This window comes from Streptococcus suis, assembly GCF_002960445.1.
Taxonomy (GTDB): domain Bacteria; phylum Bacillota; class Bacilli; order Lactobacillales; family Streptococcaceae; genus Streptococcus; species Streptococcus hyiners.
Genome location: NZ_POJD01000229.1, coordinates 1 through 583, shown reverse-complemented (window position 1 = coordinate 583; position 583 = coordinate 1). Strand labels below are relative to the sequence as shown.

1 protein-coding gene is annotated in these 583 nt (G+C 42.4%); it reads left to right on the top strand.

Going from position 1 to position 583, the window contains the following annotated elements:
- A partial coding sequence (locus C1G53_RS09065; RefSeq protein ID WP_153046687.1) for an IS110 family transposase occupies positions 1-583 on the top strand: 583 nt, incomplete at both ends.

Sequence of the window (583 nt, the reverse complement as noted above, 5' to 3'; positions counted from 1 at the left end):
CAATTTGTGCTGAATCGTAAACCCACTTATGTCCAAGAAGAAGTCTACCAAAACTTGCGGGATCTCAGCCGTTTCTATCAGAATCTGACCGAGGATATTGTTCGAGCTAAAAACCGCCTGCACAAGGTCTTACAGGTCACTTTCCCTGAATTGGAAAATATCTTATCGACACCATCTGGCGAACAATACTGGAACTTAGTTATAGCTTTTCCTTGTAAGGACTGCGTACTTGAGTTAAGCAATGATGAACTCTCAAAGAGCATCCGTCTGTCCACTTCAAAACGGATTTCTGACAAGCGTGTGGCTTACTTAGCCGAGAAGCTTATAGCACTAGCTAATCAATCTTATTGTGCCGTCAAGAAAACCTCTCCAATACTGGAAGAGGTCCGTTACTATACAAAAGAATTGCTTAGACTTTCTGAACAGAGACAGGCAGTCTTAGACGAAATGGTGGAACTAGCTCAGCCATTACCTGAATATGACATTCTGCTCTCTATTCCTGGAATAGCTGAGACTACTGCAACAAGTATTATTGGTGAACTGGGAGATATTCGCCGTTTTCAGTCTGCCGATCAAATCAATG